Source organism: Pseudomonas sp. LS2P72, from assembly GCF_054897865.1.
Map to the genome: position 1 here is coordinate 3,474,986 of NZ_CM142708.1, position 21,744 is coordinate 3,496,729.

Here is a 21,744-nt window from a genome sequence, read left to right on the forward strand (position 1 = left end):
GAGTTCTCCTACGATTTCGTACTGTGGTACATGCCACCCAAGTACACAATGTACCACGCTAATTAAAAACTTAAAATACGATCGGTATTCATGCGGGATATACTGGTATTACCCCGTGTGATGAACCATGCGGCGCGTTTTCACCCGCCAAAGCGGTACGTTTTAGAGAGTTGAGCCCATGACCGATCTGGATCGTTACCTGCAAGCCGCCACCCGCGACAACACCCGTCGCAGCTACCGGGCGGCTATCGAGCATTTCGAAGTCAGTTGGGGCGGCTTTCTGCCGGCAACCAGCGACAGCGTCGCGCGCTACCTCGTCGCTCACGCGGGAGTGCTGTCGATCAATACCTTGAAGTTGCGTTTGTCAGCACTGGCGCAATGGCACAACAGTCAGGGTTTTCCCGATCCCACCAAGGCGCCGGTGGTGCGCAAGGTCTTCAAGGGCATTCGCGCGCTGCACCCGGCTCAAGAAAAACAGGCCGAGCCTTTACAGCTTCAACATCTGGAGCAAGTGGTTGCCTGGTTGGAGCAAGAAGCGCAAACCGCGAAATCTGAACACGATCAACCGGCTCTGTTGCGGGCCCGACGCGACAGGGCGCTGGTCCTGTTGGGCTTCTGGCGCGGCTTTCGTAGCGATGAGCTGTGCCGGCTACAGATCGAGCATGTGCAAGCGGCTGCCGGCTCAGGCATCACGCTCTATTTGCCGCGCACCAAGAGTGACCGCGAAAACCTCGGCAAGACTTACCAGACTCCTGCATTGCAGCGCCTGTGCCCGGTGCAGGCCTACATCGACTGGATCACTGAAGCTGCATTGGTTCGCGGGCCTGTATTCCGAGGCATCGATCGTTGGGGCCACTTGAGCGAGGAGGGGCTGCACGCCAACAGCGTGATCCCGTTACTGCGCCAGGCGCTGGAGCGTGCCGGCATCCCGGCCGAGCACTACACCAGTCACTCCTTGCGGCGCGGCTTTGCCACTTGGGCGCATCAGAGCGGTTGGGACTTGAAGTCGTTGATGAGTTACGTGGGCTGGAAGGATATGAAGTCCGCCATGCGCTATGTTGAAGCCAGCCCGTTTCTCGGGATGACACCGCTCGCGGAAAAAACCATTGGCGCCGCTAAGTAGGTTTTCTTCTATTAATACGTTCCGCTAATAGCGAAAACCAATGAGCAGCATGAGCTTTGCCAATGAGCGATCTGGCAATCGAGTGGGTAGGATTCACCCCATCAACTTCTCAACCAAACTTTTCAACCCTGACGGAGAGTCATCGATGCCTATCATCAACAGCCAAGTTAAACCATTCAAAGCTACCGCCTACAAAAATGGCGACTTCGTACAAGTGTCGGACGCTGACCTGAAAGGCAAGTGGTCTGTCGTGTTCTTCTACCCTGCCGACTTCACCTTCGTTTGCCCGACCGAACTGGAAGACCTGGCTGACAACTACGACGCGTTCCAGAAGCTGGGCGTCGAGATCTACAGCGTTTCCACCGATACTCACTTTGCCCACGCTGCCTGGCACAACACTTCGCCCGCCATCGGCAAAATCCAGTACACCATGATCGGCGACCCGACTCACGCCATCTCCCGCAACTTCGACGTGCTGATCGAAGAAGCAGGTCTGGCTGACCGTGGCACCTTCGTGATCAACCCGGAAGGCCAGATCAAAATCGTTGAACTGAACGACGGCGGTGTGGGTCGTGACGCTTCCGAGTTGCTGCGCAAAATCAAGGCTGCTCAGTACGTCGCTGCTCACCCAGGCCAGGTTTGCCCAGCCAAGTGGAAAGAAGGCGAGGCCACTTTGGCTCCGTCCCTGGACCTGGTCGGCAAGATCTAAGTCTGTGGATCGCATCATCAGGGCGGGGTTCCGCACCTAAGTAAGCTGCAACCGCCCAATAAAAACGCCCGGGCGAGATTCGCTCGGGCGTTTTTTTTCGAAACGAATAAAGGAAATCGCCCGTATGTTGGACGCCAATCTTAAAGCCCAGTTGAAATCGTACCTGGAACGGGTCACCCAGCCGATCGAGATCATCGCTTCCCTCGACGACGGTGCGAAATCCCAGGAAATGCTCGCATTACTCAAAGACGTTGCCAGTCTTTCTACCCAGATTACGTTGCTCGACAACGGTGACGATGCACGTAAACCATCGTTCTCGATCAACCGCCCGGGTGCCGATATCAGCCTGCGTTTCGCCGGCATCCCGATGGGCCATGAATTCACTTCGCTGGTGCTGGCGTTGCTGCAAGTCGGCGGCCACCCTTCGAAAGCCAGCGTAGAAGTGATCGAGCAGATTCGTTCGCTCAAAGGCGAGTTCAGCTTCGAGACTTACTTCTCGCTGTCCTGCCAGAACTGCCCGGACGTAGTCCAGGCACTGAACCTGATGGCCGTGCTTAACCCGAACATCCGCCACGTCGCCATTGACGGCGCGCTGTTCCAGGCCGAAGTCGATGACCGTCAGATCATGGCCGTGCCAAGCGTTTACCTGAACGGCGTGAACTTTGGCCAGGGTCGTATGGGCCTGGAAGAAATCCTCGCCAAGATCGACACCAGCGGTATCGAGCGTCAAGCCGAGAAGATCAGCGCGAAAGAGGCCTTTGACGTGCTGGTTGTCGGCGGTGGCCCTGCCGGTGCTGCGGCTGCAATCTACGCTGCCCGAAAAGGCATTCGCACTGGCGTGGCGGCTGAACGTTTTGGTGGGCAAGTGCTCGACACCATGGCCATCGAAAACTTCATCTCCGTGCAGGAAACCGAAGGGCCGAAGCTGGCCGTGGCGCTGGAAGAACACGTCAAGCAATACGACGTCGACATCATGAACCTGCAACGCGCTGACAAGTTGCTGCCGGGCAAGAGCGGTGAGTTGCACGAAGTTCACTTCGCCAGCGGCGCGACCCTGAAAGCCAAGACCGTGATCCTGGCGACCGGTGCGCGGTGGCGTGAAATGAATGTCCCGGGTGAGCAGCAATACCGCAACAAAGGCGTGGCGTACTGCCCACACTGCGACGGTCCGCTGTTTAAAGGCAAGCGCGTGGCGGTGATTGGCGGCGGTAACTCCGGCGTCGAAGCGGCCATCGACCTGGCGGGCATCGTGTCCCACGTAACACTGCTGGAGTTCGACGTGCAGTTGCGCGCCGATGCGGTCTTGCAGCGCAAGTTGCACAGCCTGCCGAACGTCACTGTCATCACCAGTGCGCAAACCACTGAAGTGTTGGGCGACGGCCAGAAGGTCAACGGCCTGCGTTACAAGGATCGTCAGTCGGACGAGTTGCGTACCGTCGAGCTGGAAGGGATCTTCGTGCAGATCGGCTTGCTGCCCAACACCGACTGGCTCAAAGGCACCATCGAGTTGTCGCCTCGCGGTGAGATCATCGTCGATGCTCGCGGTGAAACGTCGATGCCGGGCGTGTTCGCTGCCGGTGACGTGACCACCGTGCCGTACAAGCAGATCGTGATTGCGGTGGGCGAGGGCGCCAAAGCCTCCCTAAGCGCATTCGATCACCTGATCCGGACTTCGGCCCCGGCATAACACTCGACGCTGAAAACACAAAAACCCCATGAGCGATCATGGGGTTTTTTGTGGATGGATCAAAAGTTCGCAGCCTGACTTGGCTTTTGTAGGCGCTGGCGAAGCCTGCGATCTTTTGATTTTTGATTACATCGGTGCAGGCTGAATGATCTCAACCCAATAAGCATCCGGGTCTTTAATGAATGCCAGGCTCTTCATACGGCCATCATTCAGGCGCTTCTGGAAATCGCAGCCCAGCGCTTCGAAGCGCTCGCACGCAGCGACGATGTCCGGCACCGAGATGCAGATGTGGCCAAAGCCACGCGGGTCGGTGTTGCCGTTGTGGTAAGCGAAATCCGCGTCGTTCTCGGTGCCGTGGTTGTGGGTCAGTTCGAGAATGCCGGGGATCGACTTCATCCACTCGGTGCGGGCAGCAGCGTCGGCCGGGATCTGGTTTTTATCGACCAGCGCCAGGAAATACAGGCTGAACTCGGCTTCCGGGAAGTCGCGTTTTTCCACCAGCGAGAAACCCAAAATGCGCGTGTAGAAATCCAGGGACTTGGTGATGTCCTTGACCCGCAGCATGGTGTGATTGAAGACGAACTTCTGGGTGGCGGTGTCAGGTTGGGCGGTGACGCCTGGGAAGGTGTTCAATTCGTGCAGGCTCATGGGCCCTCCGGAAAAATAATGGGGCTAACGAATGACGACAATGATACGCAAGGGCTCTGACATCACCAAACCGAAAGCGTCGGCTATTGCCTGACAGGCGGGCGAGGCTCAGACTTTACGGTTCAATCCGTGAGTGTTCATTGCAATGATTCGTTTCTGTAAATCGATGGTTGTCCTGATCTGCGTGCTTTCAGGTGTTAGCAGCGCTCACGCAGATGAGCCAATCATGACCTGGCCCAACGGCTGGGAGGTCGAAGCCGTCCCGCAAAATGGCGCCAACACCCACGTTTCCCGCCAGCGCGCGGTGAAGAATGATCAGGACGGCACGCCGGTGATGGTGATGGAGTTGACCATGACTCAGGTGGAAAGTGGCCATCAGGTGAATCTGCAGGGCGTATTGCTGGAGATGCGCAAGTCGGTGCAGAAGGACTTCTTTCAAGGCGGTTATCAAAGTGTCTGCAACAAGATTCACCCGACGACCTTGAGCCGCTTATCCGCGCTGGAAACTACCTGCACGATCACGCAGAACGGAAGGCATGTGCTTTCTCAAACATTGGTTGCCGCCGTAGATGCAGATAAAGCCTATGTTCTTTCCTACGCGGGGCAGGCTGAGGTTTATAAGGCAAGTCAGGATGAAATAGACGCGGCCCGTAACAGCTTGAAACTTTAGTTAAAGATTTCAATGGCTACCGGTTTCAGCGCATTCGGAAATTTTTAGATACCCAAACGGATTAAGCACAAAGTTATTCAGCAAGTAGCGAGTTGATCGACGCCAATCGTTGCATTTAGAAGGCGTCCATGAAAAAGCCCTGCATTGGCAGGGCTTTTTTTTCACCGCGAGTGCTTAGCCGCGCAGCCAGGAATCAACGGTAGCTGCACCGTATTGTTCCTTCCAGGCTTTCAGGCCGCGGTGGTTGCCACCCTTGGTTTCAATCAGTTCACCGGTGTGCGGGTTCTGATAAACCTTGACCACACGAGCGCGGCGGGTTTTAGGCGTTGCCTGTTGCAGACCGGATTTTGCCGGGTTCGGATCGAGAATGGCGATGATGTCGCGCAGGCTCTTGCCGTAGGTTTTCATCAGCCCCTGGAGCTTTTCTTCGAATTCGATTTCTTTCTTGAGCCCGGCATCATTCTTCAGGCTTTCCAGCTGCTTGAGCTGCTCTTGAAGGGCCTTTTCAGCTGCACGAAATTCAGCGAGTCTGGACAATATCTTTACTCCAATAGTGTGTTTGGCTGATACCAACCGCAAACAAAGCTATAAGCCAAGAGCCTTGAAGCGACTCGGTGATAATGGCTCACCTGCCAATCTAGCGCAGGCATGAAAAATTGTAGTAGTTAATTGGCCAAGAGTAAATCATGTCTTTTTCTTCATGTAACAACAGTAGTCTTTTGATTCAAATTGGTGCGCGATTTTTTGTCTCGGCGCTGAGCGCCGCTAGTTAATGGTGACTTAATGCGTTAACGAAGTCCGCGCCGGGCATTGGCCGGCCGAACAGATAACCTTGCAAGAAGTTCACGCCGTGGGCAGTCAGATAATCACTTTGTTCCACGGTTTCCACGCCTTCGGCGACGATACCCAGGTCGAGCTTGGCCGAGAGTTCGATGATGGTGTCCAGGATATGCCGTGAGAGGGCGTCAACGCCGATCATGGCGACAAAACTCTGGTCGATTTTCAGAAAGTCCACATTGAACTGGCGCAGGTAACCGAGGCTTGAGTGACCGGTGCCGAAGTCATCGATCGCGATCATCACGCCCAGCGCATGAAGCTGCTCGAACAGTTGGTGGGTGATGGCCGTGGGTTCGATGAGTTCGCGCTCGGTGAGTTCCAGCACCAGGCTGACGGCACCCGGTTCGAAGGCTGCGAGGAATTGGCGGCACTCGTCGACCAGTTCCAGGTCCTTGCAGTGGCTGGCGGTAATGTTGATGCCGATGTGGAAAACGCCCTCGAAGGAAGATGAAACAGGCGCCAACCATTCGGCGGTCTGCTGCATCAATGAGCGGGTCATTGGCACAATCAGCCCGGAGTGTTCGGCAAACGGAATGAACAGCTCCGGGCGCACCAGACCTTCCTTTGGATGATTCCAGCGCATCAGCACCTCGGTGCCGGACCACTTCTTGTTGTCGCCATGCACCACGGGTTGAAAGTACGGAATGAACTCCCCAGCTTCCAGAGCGCGCCGCATTTCATTGCTGGGTGATGTCGAGCGTTTTTGCACAAAGTACCCGATCAAGCCGGACACCACGCCGAAGAAGATCAGCAAGCTGAACAGCGGCGGATACTCACTGCTCATGAAACGCCAGGTTTCGCCTTGAGGAAACCCGGCCGCCACCGAAAAGGCGTAACGCGAGGACGCCAATCGGGTTTGCGCCACCGCAAAGGCAGGCAGGGCACCTTCATGGAATTTGCCATCGGCGGACAACCAATGGGGACCGACTTGCAATAGCAGCAATGTCTTGCGACCGATCAGCCGCAATACATTGCTCAGGTGATACCCATCCAGGGTGCTCAACGCGCCCTGTTTTTCTTTGCCGAGCCGATACACCAGTAATGCAGTATCGGGCGTGACCGGGTTGCCCTTCATCAGCAACAACGCGCCTTTGCTGTAGTCGCCGGAAACGATCGTTTCCTGAACCTCACCGAATAACGAGCTGCAGTAAATAGTGTTATCCCACACCAGATTGGTCGAGCGCACGAACGGCCGGCGGGTGACCTGTTCGCGCAAGGCCAGTTTGACGTCATTGCAGTTCTGACCGGCCAGTGGCAGCAATTCGCGGGCGGCCTGGGCGGTGTTGTCGAGCATCAACTCGAATTGACGAATGGCCTCTTCGGCCGTCTGTTCAGTACTTTGCTTGAGCGTACGCTCAGCTTGCATATAAAGAATGGCGAACCCCAACAGCACCGGGAGTAATCCGCTCAGTAGCGTCACAGCCATTCTGATAACGCGTTTGCGGCGGGTTTTGACGTTCAGTGGCATTTGCGAAACCTGTCACGATGAAATAGGGGCTCTCAAAATGCTGGCAGGACGGGTCGCCTTCCAAAAAGAGTTCAGGTAGAAGGCCATGATAGTTGGCCCTCGGCGTGTGTGCCGCTCAACGGTAATTCAGGCGCTCGGCCAGTTTGATAAAAGCCAGCGTCGCGGGTGATGACTGGCGCTGGTCGAGCACCGCCAGACCAACCTGGCGTGTGACCGTTGGCGACAGTGGCTTTTTCACGTAGCGACCGTCGCGATCATCGGGCAATGAGCCTTCGGCGACGACCGTCAATGCATCGCCTCGGCCAACGGTGTCCAACGTGCTCAACAGTTGCGAGCAGCGATAACGGATGTTCGGTGTCAGCCGCGCGGCACTGAATAGCCGCGACACCAGTTCCGACGAACCGGCCTCAGTCAACACGAACGGGTCGTTGCACAAATCGCTCAGGGTCAGGCTGTCGCGGCGGGCCAGCGGATGATCGAGGGGCAGCAGCGCGACCATCTGGTCCTCGATCAGCGCAAAGGTATCGAACCGCTCCTCGGGCAACACCACGAAGCCGATATCGATTCGGCGCTCCTCCAGCCATTGGATAACCTGTCGGTCCGGGCCTTCGTCAATGTGGACCTCGATACCTGGGTGAGCCGCGCGGTAGTGCTGCAGGATCAATGGCAGCAGTTTGATCGATGAAGTCGGGCCGAACGAGCCGATGCGCAACGTGCCGCGTTTCATCCCGCGCGCATCGGCCGCTTCCTGGCGCAAGGTGTTGGCCAGACCCAGCATCGCCCGGGCGCGCAGCAAAAGCTGTTGGCCGATGTCGCTGAGTTCGACCCGGGACTGATGCCGGCGCAGCAGCTCGACGCCCAATTCCTGTTCCAGCGACTTGAGCGCATGAGAGACCGCGGATTGTGAAATCCCCAAGCGATTGGCTGCCGCCGTAAAGCCTTGAAGTTCGGCGACCAGAGAAAAGATCTCGAGTTGGGTCAGGGTCATGAGTGTTTACTCATTTTACGATGAGGAGGTATTAGTCGAAGGATACGTCATCTCGCCGATTTCTCGTTCTGGAAACCTATGACAACCTGTGAGCAGAGCCTGTCCAACCCTTCGGACGTCCCGGTTTATCTGAAACTGGCTGCCGTCACCATGATCTGGGGCGGGACCTTTGTCGCCGGGCGGTTTCTGGCCGACAGCCTCAGCCCGTTGTTTGCCGCCAGCCTGCGATTCTTGCTGGCCAGCGTGGCGTTGCTGGTGTTTCTGCTACTGGCCCGCGTGCCTCTCGCAAGGCCCAGCCCCAGGCAATGGCTGCAATTGGCGCTGCTGGGTTTTTTCGGGATCTTTTTCTACAGCCTGTGCTTCTTTTATGGGCTGCATTACATCAATGCCTCACGGGCATCATTGATCGTGGCGTTGAACCCGGCCGTGATCGGGCTGGCGTCATGGCTGCTATTCAAGGAGCGCTTGAGCCGAGCGAAAGTCGTCGGAATCGCGATCTGCATTGCCGGGGCGAGCCTGGTGATCGTCAGCCGTAATCCACAGTTGTTGGCCGGCAACGCCGACGCCTGGATTGGCGATCTGTTGATCTTCGGCTGCGTGCTTGGCTGGGGCGTTTATTCGCTGTTCTCCAAAAACCTGAACCAGACGCTAGGCCCGGTGCAAACGGTGACGTACTCGATTCTGTTGGGCACGCTGATGCTGTGGGTGACCAGTGCCGTTCGCGGTGAGTTGAATGTTGCTGCACTTGCCAGCCTCGGACCCACGCAATGGTTGAGCCTGATGTACCTGGGCGTGTTGGGTTCGGCGCTGGCCTATATTGGCTATTACGACGGCATTCGCAAAATCGGTGCGACGCGTTCAGGCGTGTTCATTGCCCTCAACCCGCTGACGGCGGTGATCCTCGGTGCGCTGCTGTTGGGCGAGCAGTTGACCCTGGCGATGTGCCTGGGAGGAGGGCTGATCCTCGCGGGGATTTTCCTGTGCAACAAACCCCTTGCGCGAGCAGGGAAAAAGGGGATTTGATACAGAAGGCGGACAAACCGATTTACGCTGTGTAGAATCGGGTTACGCATATAAGAATAATCGTCTTCTGGCAGCAGAAGCCTCGCCCGCAATAGCCTTGGGTCGACAATGAAGAGTTTTGGGTTTCAATTGATCTACGGTGACTTCCTCGCCCGCAGCGTGCGGGGCATCTCCTGCGCGCCACCCGCCGGTCTCAGCATTGCTCGCAACTAACGATCCGTTAATTGACAAGAAAATGATGAGGCGCCAACCATGGCAGATTTATACGAAAACCCAATGGGCCTGATGGGCTTTGAATTCATCGAATTCGCATCGCCAACCCCGAACACCCTGGAGCCGATCTTCGAGATCATGGGCTTCACCAAGGTCGCGACCCACCGTTCCAAAGACGTGCACCTGTATCGTCAGGGCCAGATCAACCTGATCCTCAACAACGAACCGCACAGCGTCGCGTCGTACTTCGCGGCCGAGCACGGCCCGTCGGTGTGCGGCATGGCGTTTCGCGTCAAGAATGCCCAGCAGGCGTTTGCCCGGGCTCAGGAACTGGGCGCCCAGCCGATTCATATCGAAACCGGCCCGATGGAACTGAACCTGCCAGCGATCAAAGGCATCGGCGGCGCGCCGCTGTACCTGATCGACCGTTTCGGCGAAGGCAGCTCGATCTACGACATCGACTTCGTGTTCATCGAAGGCGTTGACCGCAACCCGGTCGGGGCCGGCCTGAAGATCATCGACCACCTGACCCACAACGTGTACCGCGGTCGCATGGCCTACTGGGCCAACTTCTACGAGAAGCTGTTCAACTTCCGCGAGATCCGTTACTTCGACATCAAGGGCGAATACACCGGCCTGACCTCCAAGGCCATGACCGCGCCGGACGGCATGATCAAAATCCCGCTGAACGAAGAATCGTCCAAGGGCGCCGGGCAGATCGAAGAGTTCCTGATGCAGTTCAACGGCGAGGGCATCCAGCACGTTGCCTTCCTGACCGATGACCTGATCAAGACCTGGGATCACCTGAAAAGCATCGGCATGCGCTTCATGACCGCGCCGCCGGAAACCTATTACGAAATGCTCGAAGGTCGTTTGCCGAATCACGGTGAGCCGGTTGATCAACTGCAATCGCGCGGCATTCTGCTGGACGGTTCGTCCGAGTCAGGCGACAAGCGTCTGCTGCTGCAGATCTTCTCGGAAACCCTGATGGGCCCGGTGTTCTTCGAATTCATCCAGCGTAAAGGCGACGATGGTTTCGGCGAAGGCAACTTCAAGGCGCTGTTCGAATCCATCGAGCGCGACCAGGTGCGTCGTGGTGTGCTCTCCGCCGACTAAGCTGTTTCAGATGTAAAAAAAGCCCGGTCAGCAGCAATGCTGACCGGGCTTTTTCGTGCCGGGTGCTACATCGATTTTCGTTGCTGCCGAACCAGGTGCTTGAACCCTTCGAACACCAGAACCACCACCGCCAACCAGATCGGAATGTAGGTCAGCCACTCGCCTGGCTTGATGCTTTCCCCCAACAGCAGCGCGACGCCGAGCAACAGCACCGGTTCGACATAGCTCAACAATCCAAACAGGCTGAACGGCAACAACCGACTGGCGATGATGTAGACCACCAGCGCCGAAGCACTGATGACGCCGAGCAACGGAATCAGCAGCGACAGCCACGGGTGTTGATCGAACACGGCGAAACCCTGTTCACCGCCCAGAACGAACCAGAGCGCCACGGGCAACATCAAGGCCATGTCCATCCACAAGCCGCCGAGGTTGTCGGTCGCCAGTCGTTTGCGCAGGATGAAGTAGAGCGGATAACCGATGACGACCAGCGAGGTGGCCCAGGAAAATCCGCCGACCTGATACAACTCGTTGAGCACGCCGAGGGACGCAAAAAACACGGCAACCTTTTGCAGGTAAGACAGTCGCTCGCCATAGGCAAACCGCCCGGTCAGCACCATGGACAGCGGCAACAGGAAGTAGCCCAGGGACACGTCGAGGCTATAGCCGTTGAGCGGCGCCCACATGAATAGCCAGAGTTGCAGGCCAAGCAGCGTCGCGGAAACGATCAGGCCGGCGAGCAGTTTCGGTTGACCAACCAGCCGCCGAAAAAGGGCGACCACGCGTTTCCATTCACCGGAGACCACCATGAACACCGTCATGCATGGCAGGGTCAGCAGCATTCGCCAACCGAAGATTTCCACGCCGCTCAAAGGCGTGAGCAACGAAGTGTAGTAATACATGACGGCAAACAGCACCGAGGCTGAAACCGATAGAGCGATACCTTTAGACAAACTGTCCTCGCGGGTTGAAGGTCAAACGGGGCGCGCAGGATACGTGTTTTTTGTGCTGAATATTGGCCGAGTGATCAATATTTCCAACATCCCTGCAGAATTTCAAACCGTCATCCCCTCACCCTAGCCCTCTCCCAAAGGGAGAGGGGACTGACCGAGGTGTCTCACGAAATTGTGCGACCTGAAGGATCCGGTCGATTATGGATTCGGCGAGGGATTTCCAAGTCGAAGGATAGGCTGAATATCCCCCAATCGGTTCCCTCTCCCTTTGGGAGAGGGCTAGGGTGAGGGAGAGATCTCAAGCCAGACCCGGTTTGCGCCCCGACACGAAATGGCTCACATCATTAAACCCCGGCGTCGACGCATGCCCAGGCACAACCAACGAATCAATAAACGCTTCATCCTCAGCCGTAATCTTCACCGCCTGCGCCTTGGTGTAGGCATCCCATTGTTCTTCGGTGCGCGGTCCAACAATCGCCGAGGTGACGGCGCTGTTGTTCAGCACCCAGGCGATGGCGAATTCGACGATGCCCACGCCGCGACCCTGGGTGTACTGCTGGATCTGCTGAGCAATGCGCAATGATTCGACGCGCCATTCGGTTTCCAGAATGCGTTTGTCGGCGCGGCCGGCGCGGCTGTTGGCATCCGGCTTCGCGTCCGGCGCGTATTTACCGCTGAGCACACCACGCGCCAGCGGGCTGTAAGGCACCACGCCCAGGCCGTAGTTTTGCGCTGCGGTGATCTGCTCGGTTTCCGCCTGACGGTTGACGATGTTGTACAGCGGCTGACTGATCACCGGGCGGTCGACGCCCAGTTGATCGGCCACACGAATCACCTCGGCGATGCGCCAGCCACGGTAGTTCGACAAACCCCAATAGCGAATCTTGCCCTGGCGGATCAAATCGCCAATCGCCGACACCGTGACTTCCAGCGGTGTGTTGTGGTCTTCGCGGTGCAGGTAATAGATGTCGAGATAGTCAGTGCCCAGGCGCGTCAGGCTGGCGTCGATGCCATTGAACAGGTGCTTGCGGCTCAGACCGCTGCGGTTTGGAACGCCGTCTACCGGGCCGAAACCGACCTTGGTCGCCAGCACCCATTCGTGGCGGTTACCGGCAATCGCCTCGCCGACGATCTCTTCGGAGCGGCCGTTGGTGTAAACGTCTGCGGTGTCGATGAAATTGATGCCCTGGTCCCAGGCCTTGTCGATGATCCGCAGGGAATCTTCGGTGCTGGTCTGTTCGCCGAACATCATGGTGCCCAGGGTCAGGGTCGACACTTGTAAACCCGAATGACCCAGTGTGCGATAGCTCATGCCGAAATCCTTTTACCGGTGGGAAAGGCTCAATCAAATACCAGAACGGTAGGGCGGGGCAAACTGATTTATCGACGAAGCGTCTGGCAGCACTTTTGCCCGGAAACGGTCGGGCGCTTCAACACCTCGAATGAAGGTCGGGGTAACCGCTTGTCGCTACTGTCAGATTTGACAGTAGCCAGTCCGCCCCTGATCGCTGTGTGATAGCTCCAAGCGCCGGACCTCCCGGTCGTTCCACGAAGGAGCATTTTCATGACCACCGAATCCACCGAGACACTCGCTGAGACTTCGTCCGATAACACCGTTCTTGTGCTGTATCCGCCGGATGTACTCGGCAGCACCAAGTCAGTGGAGGGTGCAGATTGTGGCGTGCCTATTGATATTTACGACCTCGGCGCCAAGGTGAGGGTGGATGCGTACCTGGGGCAGGAACCGAACGATACCGTTGCGCTGAACCTGAACGGCCAACTAAACATCACCCGTACGCAGACAGCCTCCAGGGATGATTCTGTCTTCCTGTACATTCCCAAAAATCTGCTGAGGCCCGAGTTCGTCAACCGTCTCACCTATACGGTGACCCGTGGCAGCCACAACATGGGCACATCCACGCCACCGCTGGAAATCCTGTACAACGCCATCCGCCCCGGTATCGAAGACCGCATTCATGGCGACGATGGCCACTCTGAGCTGGAACTGATTCTGCCCCAGGACGTACTCGAAAACGGCATTGACGCCGACCGCGCGGCGCAGGGTGTGCAGGTGTGTTTCTCTTACCCTTACTGCCGGGCCTACGACAGAATCCGGTTGAACTGCAACGGCCAGGACGTCTACCGCGACGTCACGCCTGCCGAAGCACCGGCCAATCCTTCCGCCGAGCCAACAAGGATTCGCGTCACCGTCGACAAAGCCGTTTTCGAACGCGCCGGTGATCATCCCCGGTTCGTGTTTTCGTACACCGTGACCGACCAGGTGGGAAACGGACCTGACAAGGATTCACCATGGTCGGAGTCATTGCTGGTGGATGTGTATCTCAAGACCCCTCGGCTGGTGGCCCCCGACCTGGCCGAAGACCCGGATGACCCCAGCGATGACCCGAAAACCATCGACCTCAGCAAACTCGGTAGCAAGGATCTGACCGTGTTGGTGCATGCCTTTGCACCGCTGTGGCAAGCCGAGGACATCATTCGCGTGAAATACACGTCAACGCCGCCTGGCAGCCCAGCGGTGCCGCATTCCGTTGAAACCACCGTTTCGCGGATTCCGTTCACCTATAAATTGATGGTGCCCAATGCCAAGGTCATTGCCGACAGCGCGGTGAGGGTGATCTATGAGCAGGTCAGAGGTGGCGCGGTCATTGCCACGTCCAAACCGGCTACGGCGCAGGTGACGGGTGAGGCCGCAGGACAGCATGGTGTGCCGACCTTCACCAACAAGCCCTACACCATCGCCCCGGCTGGCCGGCTCAACGTTGAGTTGCTTCTCAGTACCAGCAGTAACACCCCCGTCTCCGGGGGCGAGATCAGTCTGATTCTCCCGGACAGCTTTGAGTACGACGATGGCGGCAGTGGCCCGCGCGACTTCATCACCGACGATGTCGGCAGGCTCAGCGTCAGCCGCGTCAAAGGTGCTCTCATCCCTGGCTCTTACAGTCTGAGCGCTACGAGTGGTGCTCAGGTCGCCAACGCAACTGTAACCGTTACGGGGCTGGGGTCGGTCGGTAGCATCTCGGTCGGGAGCAATCCGCACGGGATCGCTGTCAGCACGGACGGTACCCGCGCTTATGTCTGCAACCAGGGTAGCGACACGGTCTCGGTGATTGATATAGCAACGCATCGAGTCCTGACGGACATCACGGTCGGGAAGAGTCCCGCGGGGGTTGCCGTCAGCCCGGACGGTACCCGTGTTTATGTCTGCAACTCGGTTAGCAACACGGTCTCGGTGATTGATACGGCGACGGATCAAGTCCTGACGAACATTTCAGTCGGGTTCAATGCGATCGGGATCGCCTTTAGCCCGGACGGTACCCGTGCTTATGTCGGCAACATGGGTAGCACCACGGTCTCGGTGATTGATACGGCGACGTATCAAGTCCTGACGAACATCCCGGTCGGGAACTACTCGTACGGGATCGCCGTCAGCCCGGACGGCACCCGTGCTTATGTCAGCAACCAAGGTAGCACCACGGTCTGGGTGATTGATACGGCGACGTATCACGTCCTGACGACCATCCAGGTCGGGGACCGTCCGCACGGCCTCGCTTTCAGCCCGGACGGTACCCGTGTTTATGTCTGCAACTGGGTTAGCAACACGGTCTCGGTGATTGATACGGCGACGCATCGAGTGACGCACATCCCGGTCGGGATGAATCCGAATGAGATCGCTTTCAGCCCGGACGGTACCCGCGCTTATGTCAGCATCCTTTTTAACAACATGGTCTCGGTGATTGATACGGCGACGTATCAAGTCCTGACGAATATCCCGGTCGGGAAGTATCCGATGGGGATCGCCGTCAGTCCGGAGGGTAGCCGCGCTTATGTATGCAACTTTAATAGCAACACGGTCTCGGTGATTGGGGTCTAATCAGGGACGCCCATTAACCGGTCTCGGTCAAGGCTAAACGTCCACATATCCTGCAGTTCTGAACTGCAGGGTGTTTCCCTCGCCAAACCCGAGCCGACTTATCCGTCCTCCTGTCGATTGAAAAGTGAGCAATGACGGAGTTGTTTAATCGACATCTCCAGATACTGATTCGGGCTACACATCCTTGCGCCGCTGCCTACGACTACGCCAGAATCCGCCGGCTTGTGCGCCTTGGGCCTGGGCTCTATCGTTTCCCGGTCGCTGAATAACAGCGATCGGGTTTGGTAGCCCGGCAATTAGGCGCATAGCGCCACCGTTTGTAGGCCTTTTCAGGTCTCGGTTTTATGGTGGCCATGCGCAGGGCTCCTTCGGGGGCGCCGGGTCCTAATTGCCGGTCTACCAACCTTCGTATGGCCGCCACCCTTCGTTTGGTAGCGAGGGTGAAGGCTCCTTTAATTCAATTAGGAGTTTCATCCATGTTCAAAGTAACGCCCAATCCGCCGGACACCGATCCGGCATCTCCGTGCGAATCACTCGATTCAAAAAAACTCCACGAAGCCGCCGACCGCGCCCTCGATCACTACCTCAATCTGGCTGCCCACATCAAAGCCACCCCGCGCACCCCCGGCACCATGTTCATTGTTAACCCAGAACTCGATACCGAATCCCTGCTGGCCCACGCATGCGAGTCGTTGGCCTCGGCCAATGTCATGACCATGGATCTGGCGGATCAGATGGAGGGGCCGAGTCGCAATTCGCTGCTGGGTATTGCGCAGATCATCATGCTGGGCGAACTGGCGGTGAATCGGGCGTTGGATAACATCGATCCACCGGGTTAAACGCAAAAGCAGCCCTCACCCTAACCCTCTCCCGGAGGGAGAGGGGACTGACCGAGGTGTTCTCCCGAGATACACCGACGTGAAATATCGAGCCGAACTCAGGTTCTGAAAAGCATGAAGATCTGCTCCCTTTCCCCTTCGCCCCTTGGGGAGAGGGCTGGGGTGAGGGGATAGATTTAAGCAACACCACAAAACTCAAGCCGAACACCTCGGCAAAAAAACGGCCCGAAAAGGGCCGTTTCTCATGTCTACTGAAGCTTAAACCCGCAACGTCCGCGTCATGCGCAACGCCAACAAACTCCCGCAAACAATCACGCCCGCGAGCAGGTAAAGCGCGGCATCGGTCGACCCGGTGCTGTCCTTGACCCAACCCACCAGATACGGACTCAGGAACCCCGCCATCTGCCCCATGGAGTTGATCAACGCCAAACCACCCGCCGCAGCGCCCGCGCTGAGCAGCGCAGTCGGCACCGGCCAGAACATCGGCAGGCCGGTGAGGGCGCCCATGGTGGCGATGGTCAGGCCGAGGATGGCAATGGCCGGTGTAGTCGCAAAGTTCACAGCGATCAGCAAACCGACCGCGCCCATCAGCATCGGCACCACCAAATGCCAGCGGCGTTCTTTGCGCAGGTCCGCCGAGCGGCCGACCATCAACATGAACAGCGCCGCCAGCAGGTACGGAATCGCACTCAACCAGCCGATCACCAGGTTATCGCTGAAGCCCAGGTTTTTGATGATCGACGGCAGCCAGAAGTTGATCGCGTAGACGCCGCTCTGGATGCAGAAATAGATCAGGCCAAACGCCCAGATCGCCGGGTTCTTGAACACGGCCAACAGCGAGTCGGTGGTGTTTTTCGGTTTGTTGGCCAGGTCTTCAGCGTGGTCGGCTTCCAGCACCGAGCGCTCGAACGGCGTGAGCCATTTGGCGTTGGCGTAACTGTCGCTTAACAGGAAGTAAGCGAGGGCGCCGAGGATCACGGTTGGGATACCTTGCAGCAGGAACATCCACTGCCAGCCGGCCAAACCGCCCTGGCCTGCGGCGAAGTGGTTGAGAATCCAGCCGGAGAACGGGCTGCCGAGCAGGCCGGACACCGGGATCGCCGACATGAACAACGCCATGATGCGGCCGCGGCGGAAGGTCGGGAACCACTGCGAAAGGTAAAGCACCACGCCCGGGAAGAACCCGGCTTCGGCCGCGCCGGTGAACAGGCGCAAGGTGTAGAACTCGGTCGGGGTGGTGACGAACAGCAGGCAGGTCGAGAGCGAGCCCCAGACGATCATCATCAGCGCGATCCAGCGGCGCGGGCCGAATTTGGTCAGGGCCAGGTTGCTGGGTACGCCGCACAGCACGTAGCCGATAAAGAAGATCCCGGCCCCGAGGCCGTACACGGTTTCGCTGAATTTCAGTGCGTCAAGCATCTGCAGCTTGGCAAATCCAACGTTCACCCGGTCAAGGTAGTTGAACAGGTAGCAGATGAAGATGAAGGGAATCAAACGCAGGGTAATGCGTTTGTAGACGGCGTTTTTTTCGTCAACGATGGCCTGGGTAGCGGCGGCGCTCTGTGACATGGCGGGCTCTCTCTTTATTATGATTTTTTGCGATGCAAGGGTAACGTTGACCGCCCGGTGAGTCTCGGCCACCGCTTGGGTCATTGTCTTTGTGCCTGAGCACAGGGTTTGCAACCAAGGCCTGTGCGGGTGAACAATCCGCTCCATCACGCTTTCAAGGATCCCCGCTATGTTCGAACTCGATCACGACCTGGCCCAGGACATCGTCGACCGGGCGATGGCCATCCTGCCGTACAACGTCAACGTCATGGACAGCCAGGGGCTGATTCTCGGCAGCGGCGAACCGGAGCGGGTCAACACCCGGCATGAAGGTGCGCAACTGGTGCTCGCCAACGGTCGGGTGGTGGAGATCGACGCTCAAACGGCGATTCATTTGAAAGGCGTGCAGCCGGGCATCAACTTGCCGCTGTTGCTCGATCAGCGTTTGATTGGCGTGCTGGGCATCACCGGTGAACCCGAGCAATTGCGCACCTACGCCGAACTGGTGCGGATGACCGCCGAGATGCTGGTCGGCCAGCGCAATCAGCAGGCCGAACAGCAATGGCGGCGCCAGCGTTGCGACGATCTGCTGGCATTGCTGCTCAGCGAGGCCGGGGATTCGCCGCGGTTGATCGACGAGGCGCAACAGCTTGGGCTCAAGCCGCAGATGACGCGGGTGCCGTACCTGTTCGAGTTAGGGATGGAACACGGTCCGGGGCAAACCGTCGAGGCGCTCAGCGCCTGGTTGACTTCGCGCTACCCGGACAGTTGGTGCGTGAGCTCGGCCAAGTCTTCGTTGCTCTGGTGCCGGCCGGCCGCGCAAGCGATCGAGAATGACCGGTTGCTGGAAAAACTCGACGGCCTCGGCTGGAACATTCTGCGCATCGCCGTGGGCGGGCAGGCCGATGGGCTGTCGGGATTGCGTCGTTGCTATCGACGCGTCGGCGACTTACTGGCCTATGGGCGAGAGATATTGCCGCACTCCCGCTTGCTGACGCTCAATCGTTATCGGTTGCCGGTGATGCTCTGGCGGCACCGCAATGACGACGCGCTGGACGAGTTGCTCAAACCGCTGCGCAAAGTCATCGCCAAGGATGGCAACGGCCAACTGCTGGCGACGTTGCGCTGCTGGTGCGATCACGATGGTCAGAGCCAGGCGTGTGCTGATGCGCTGGGGATTCATCGCAATAGTCTGCGTTATCGAATGGAGCGGATTGCCGAGCTCAGTGGTGTTGATCCGTTGAGACTCGACGGGATGCTTGCTTTGTACCTTGGTGTGCAACTGCTTCCGCAAACTGAGTAGAGATGTGGTGACTGCAAGGACGCCTTCGCGAGCAGGCTCGCTCCCACATTTTGAACGCGTTCCCCCTGTGGGAGCGAGCCTGCTCGCGAAGGGGCCATCCCAGGCATCACAATGTCGGTTTTGTGGAAATGAACAATAATCGTCATGGCCGCTTGTGCAGTGGACCGGCGTTATTGTTCTTGCCTGCTGGCAGCATGGAGCGCATTGGAACTGGAGAATTCGCATGAAAATCGTCATCGCCCCCGATTCGTTCAAGGACAGCCTGAGTGCTCAGGGTGTGGCTGATGCCATTGCTCTCGGGTTGGCGCAGGTTTGGCCCGATGCGCTCCTGGTCAAATGCCCGATGGCGGACGGTGGGGAGGGGACCGTCGAGTCGATTCTGGCGGCGTGCGAGGGCGAACTGCGCCGCACCCAAGTCCGTGGGCCGCTCGGCGCGACGGTTGAGGCCGCTTGGGGCTGGTTGCCTCAGAGCCACACCGCGATCATCGAAATGGCTGAGGCCAGTGGCCTGCAACTGGTTCCGCCGGGCAAGCGTGATGCGTGCTTCAGCAGCACGTTCGGCACCGGCGAATTGATCCGCGCGGCGCTCGATGCCGGAGCGCAACGGGTCATTCTGGCGATTGGCGGCAGCGCCACCAACGACGGCGGGGCGGGTGCGATGCAAGCTTTGGGCGTCAAACTGCTGGACGCACAGGGCCGAACACTGGCACCGGGTGGTCTGGCGCTTGGACAGCTGGCCCGCATTGATCTGAGTGAATTCGATCCGCGTCTGGCCGAGGTGCGCTTCGACATCGCCGCCGACGTCAACAATCCACTGTGTGGCCCTCACGGTGCCTCAGCGATTTTTGGCCCGCAAAAAGGGGCATCACCCGAGCAAGTCCAGCAACTGGATCGCGCGCTCGGGCACTTTGCCGAGCGGTGCGCTCAGGTCCTGAACAAAGACGTTCGTGACGAACCGGGCAGCGGTGCGGCTGGCGGCCTGGGGTTTGCTGCCAAGGCGTTTCTGGGGGCGCAGTTCAAGGCCGGTGTTGAAGTGGTCGCCGAACTGGTTGGCCTGGACGATGCGGTCAAGGGCGCGGACCTGGTGATCACCGGAGAAGGTCGTTTCGATGCTCAGACCCTGCGTGGCAAGACGCCATTTGGTGTGGCGCGTATTGCTCGGGAGCACGGCGTGCCGGTGATCGTCCTCGCCGGGACGCTGGGTGAGGGTTATCAGGCGTTGTACGAACATGGCATCGATGCCGCGTTTGCCTTGGCCAGTGGACCGATGACGCTGGAGCAGGCGTGTGCCGAGGCGCCGCGGTTGTTGCGGGAACGGGCGAGTGATGTTGCGCGGGTTTGGCAGGTGGCTTTGCGTAAGGCTTGAGTCTGCGTTGAAGTTTAGATCCACCCCTCACCCCGAGGGTGTAATTAGTTTTGTGTAAACGGTCATTTGGCAGGAGACTGCCTACCCCAAGGAAATCCAATGACCGAGCCAAAACCCAAGCGCGCCAAACGAGTCAAGCCTGATCCTGAACTGGTTAAACTGGCCGACAGTCTGCTGGCCAACTACAAAAAGCCCGAAGATCTGATCGGCGAAAACGGCCTGCTCAAACAGCTCACCAAGATGCTGGTGGAGCGGGCCCTTGAAACCGAGATGACCGAACACTTGGGGCACGACAAAAGCGCAGCGATCACCAACACCGCCGCCAATGCGCGCAACGGTCACAGCGGTAAAACCCTGAAGGGCGACTTCGGCGAACTGCCGCTCGACATCCCTCGCGACCGGCAGGCGTCCTTCGAGCCGCAGTTGGTGGCCAAGCATCAAACCCGCTGGACGGGCTTCGATGACAAAGTCATCTCTCTCTACGCTCGCGGTTTGAGTGTCAGAGAAATCCAGGCTCACTTACAGGAAATGTACGGCACAGAGGTCTCTCCCAGCCTGATCTCGGCGATTACCGACGCGGTGAGTGACGAGGTCAAGCTGTGGCAAGCCAGACCACTGGACGCGCTGTACCCGATCCTCTATCTGGACTGCATTCACGTCAAAGTGCGTGACGCTGGCGCCGTGCGCAACAAGGCGGTTTACCTGGCTATCGGCGTCAATATGGCCGGTCACAAGGAAGTGCTGGGTCTGTGGATCGCTCAAACCGAAGGCGCGAAGTTCTGGCTGCAAGTGGTGACCGAACTCAAGAATCGGGGCGTGCAGGACATCTTCATCGCCTGCGTGGACGGTCTCAAAGGTTTCCCTGAAGCCATTGAAGCCGTCTACCCAAAAGCCGTCGTTCAGCTGTGCATCGTGCACATGGTGCGCAACAGCTTGAACTTCGTGTCGTGGAAAAAGCAGCGAGAGGTGGCGGCTGATCTCAAACTGATTTACACCTCGGCAACCGCCGAATTGGCCGAACAACGACTCTGCGAATTTGAAGCCAAATGGGATGCCGAGTACCAGTCGATCAGCCTGTCATGGCGGCGAAACTGGGCTCGGGTGATCCCGTTTTTTGACTATCCAGCCGAAATTCGCAAGGTGATTTACACCACCAATGCCATCGAATCGATCAACATGAGCCTGCGCAAAGTGATCAAAACGCGCGCCTCATTTCCGACCGATGACGCGGTGATGAAACTGTTTTATCTGGCGCTGAACAACATCAGCAAGAAGTGGACGATGCCGATCCGGGACTGGAAAGCGGCCTTGAATCGCTTCAGTATCCAGTTCGAAGATCGGCTGTTAACGGTTTAATAAAA

General features: G+C 58.0%; 18 protein-coding genes. 11 read left to right on the forward strand and 7 right to left on the reverse strand.

Annotated features, from left to right (window positions below; genetic code table 11):
* Positions 1-178: 178 nt before the first annotated feature.
* From ACYZUA_RS16030 to ahpF, 3 genes are all read left to right on the forward strand, one after another.
* The gene (locus ACYZUA_RS16030) at positions 179-1,123 is read left to right on the forward strand and encodes a site-specific integrase (RefSeq protein ID WP_461959629.1); all 945 of its coding nucleotides are present in this window, start codon (positions 179-181) and stop codon (positions 1,121-1,123) included.
* 145 nt (positions 1,124-1,268) lie between these two features.
* On the forward strand, positions 1,269-1,832 hold the full coding sequence (gene ahpC, locus ACYZUA_RS16035) for an alkyl hydroperoxide reductase subunit C (protein WP_008155117.1): 564 nt from the start codon (positions 1,269-1,271) through the stop codon (positions 1,830-1,832).
* Positions 1,833-1,956: 124 nt separating this feature from the next.
* Positions 1,957-3,519 carry an alkyl hydroperoxide reductase subunit F gene (ahpF, locus tag ACYZUA_RS16040; protein ID WP_461959630.1) on the forward strand — a complete coding sequence of 521 codons (1,563 nt, stop codon included), beginning with the start codon at positions 1,957-1,959 and terminating at the stop codon, positions 3,517-3,519.
* Positions 3,520-3,645: 126 nt separating this feature from the next.
* Here ahpF and gloA read toward each other — a convergent pair whose 3' ends face one another.
* Positions 3,646-4,167 carry a lactoylglutathione lyase gene (gene gloA, locus ACYZUA_RS16045; protein ID WP_033055156.1) on the reverse strand — a complete coding sequence of 174 codons (522 nt, stop codon included), beginning with the start codon at positions 4,165-4,167 and terminating at the stop codon, positions 3,646-3,648.
* Between the two features lie 145 nt (positions 4,168-4,312).
* On the opposite strand from gloA, the gene ACYZUA_RS16050 reads away from it, so the two are divergent.
* A complete protein-coding gene (locus ACYZUA_RS16050; RefSeq protein WP_461959631.1) occupies positions 4,313-4,837 on the forward strand; it encodes a DUF4946 domain-containing protein in 525 nt (174 codons plus the stop codon).
* Between the two features lie 174 nt (positions 4,838-5,011).
* Here ACYZUA_RS16050 and ACYZUA_RS16055 read toward each other — a convergent pair whose 3' ends face one another.
* The 3 genes from ACYZUA_RS16055 to ACYZUA_RS16065 form a co-directional block, all read right to left on the reverse strand.
* Positions 5,012-5,374, reverse strand: coding sequence for a histone-like nucleoid-structuring protein, MvaT/MvaU family (locus ACYZUA_RS16055; RefSeq protein WP_449643700.1), 363 nt, complete (start codon positions 5,372-5,374; stop codon positions 5,012-5,014).
* A 232-nt stretch (positions 5,375-5,606) separates the two neighbouring features.
* Positions 5,607-7,142: an EAL domain-containing protein gene (locus ACYZUA_RS16060; protein WP_461959632.1), complete on the reverse strand. Its 1,536-nt coding sequence runs from the start codon at positions 7,140-7,142 to the stop codon at positions 5,607-5,609.
* A gap of 115 nt (positions 7,143-7,257) precedes the next feature.
* Positions 7,258-8,130 carry a LysR family transcriptional regulator gene (locus ACYZUA_RS16065; RefSeq protein ID WP_461959633.1) on the reverse strand — a complete coding sequence of 291 codons (873 nt, stop codon included), beginning with the start codon at positions 8,128-8,130 and terminating at the stop codon, positions 7,258-7,260.
* A gap of 78 nt (positions 8,131-8,208) precedes the next feature.
* Between ACYZUA_RS16065 and ACYZUA_RS16070 the strand changes: the two genes are divergently transcribed.
* Positions 8,209-9,153: a DMT family transporter gene (locus ACYZUA_RS16070; protein ID WP_461959634.1), complete on the forward strand. Its 945-nt coding sequence runs from the start codon at positions 8,209-8,211 to the stop codon at positions 9,151-9,153.
* A gap of 252 nt (positions 9,154-9,405) precedes the next feature.
* Complete coding sequence (hppD, locus tag ACYZUA_RS16075; protein WP_461959635.1) at positions 9,406-10,482, forward strand: 4-hydroxyphenylpyruvate dioxygenase; 1,077 nt, start codon at positions 9,406-9,408, stop codon at positions 10,480-10,482.
* A gap of 65 nt (positions 10,483-10,547) precedes the next feature.
* On the opposite strand, the gene rarD is transcribed toward hppD, so the two are convergent.
* Both rarD and ACYZUA_RS16085 read right to left on the reverse strand, forming a co-directional pair.
* On the reverse strand, positions 10,548-11,435 hold the full coding sequence (rarD, locus tag ACYZUA_RS16080; RefSeq protein ID WP_461959636.1) for an EamA family transporter RarD: 888 nt from the start codon (positions 11,433-11,435) through the stop codon (positions 10,548-10,550).
* A gap of 298 nt (positions 11,436-11,733) precedes the next feature.
* Positions 11,734-12,747 carry an aldo/keto reductase gene (locus ACYZUA_RS16085; RefSeq protein ID WP_461959637.1) on the reverse strand — a complete coding sequence of 338 codons (1,014 nt, stop codon included), beginning with the start codon at positions 12,745-12,747 and terminating at the stop codon, positions 11,734-11,736.
* 252 nt (positions 12,748-12,999) lie between these two features.
* On the opposite strand from ACYZUA_RS16085, the gene ACYZUA_RS16090 reads away from it, so the two are divergent.
* Both ACYZUA_RS16090 and ACYZUA_RS16095 read left to right on the forward strand, forming a co-directional pair.
* The gene (locus ACYZUA_RS16090) at positions 13,000-15,327 is read left to right on the forward strand and encodes a YVTN family beta-propeller repeat protein (RefSeq protein ID WP_461959638.1); all 2,328 of its coding nucleotides are present in this window, start codon (positions 13,000-13,002) and stop codon (positions 15,325-15,327) included.
* Positions 15,328-15,803: 476 nt separating this feature from the next.
* Complete coding sequence (locus ACYZUA_RS16095) at positions 15,804-16,166, forward strand: DUF6124 family protein (protein WP_461959639.1); 363 nt, start codon at positions 15,804-15,806, stop codon at positions 16,164-16,166.
* A gap of 258 nt (positions 16,167-16,424) precedes the next feature.
* Here the strand turns inward: ACYZUA_RS16095 and ACYZUA_RS16100 are convergent, their stop codons facing one another.
* A complete protein-coding gene (locus ACYZUA_RS16100) occupies positions 16,425-17,735 on the reverse strand; it encodes an MFS transporter (protein WP_461959640.1) in 1,311 nt (436 codons plus the stop codon).
* Between the two features lie 169 nt (positions 17,736-17,904).
* On the opposite strand from ACYZUA_RS16100, the gene ACYZUA_RS16105 reads away from it, so the two are divergent.
* From ACYZUA_RS16105 to ACYZUA_RS16115, 3 genes are all read left to right on the forward strand, one after another.
* A complete protein-coding gene (locus ACYZUA_RS16105) occupies positions 17,905-19,017 on the forward strand; it encodes a sugar diacid recognition domain-containing protein (protein ID WP_461959641.1) in 1,113 nt (370 codons plus the stop codon).
* A 223-nt stretch (positions 19,018-19,240) separates the two neighbouring features.
* Positions 19,241-20,383: a glycerate kinase gene (locus tag ACYZUA_RS16110; RefSeq protein WP_461959642.1), complete on the forward strand. Its 1,143-nt coding sequence runs from the start codon at positions 19,241-19,243 to the stop codon at positions 20,381-20,383.
* 99 nt (positions 20,384-20,482) lie between these two features.
* A complete protein-coding gene (locus tag ACYZUA_RS16115; RefSeq protein WP_240890573.1) occupies positions 20,483-21,739 on the forward strand; it encodes an IS256 family transposase in 1,257 nt (418 codons plus the stop codon).
* Positions 21,740-21,744: the final 5 nt, after the last annotated feature.